Raw genomic sequence first — 287 nt, forward strand, 5'->3', positions numbered from 1 at the left:
GATGACTACCGCGATGTTCTTGAAGCGTGGGTGGACGACTCGCGGGGCAAGATCCGCGGCGACAAGGCACACGAACGCTTGCAAGCTTTGGGCTACACATACACAGGCACCGACCGCACGACCCGCCGCGCGCTCGCGGAGATCAAATCCCCTTGGCGCCTGGGCAATACACGAGTACATCGGCCGTGGATCACCGAGCCGGGACTGTGGTGCAATACGACTTCGGTGATGGTCCGGTCGTCGACGGCCGCAAGGTTGTGCTCCTGGTCGCCTGGCTGGCGTGGTGC

Annotated in this window: 1 pseudogene; it reads left to right on the forward strand. The window is 63.8% G+C overall.

Features of this window, described 5'->3' with window-relative positions:
* Positions 1 to 287: pseudogene (locus tag ACLQ3C_RS21625) on the forward strand (IS21 family transposase); the annotation flags it as partial.

The organism is Gordonia sp. DT30 (assembly GCF_049844915.1).
Taxonomy (GTDB): domain Bacteria; phylum Actinomycetota; class Actinomycetes; order Mycobacteriales; family Mycobacteriaceae; genus Gordonia.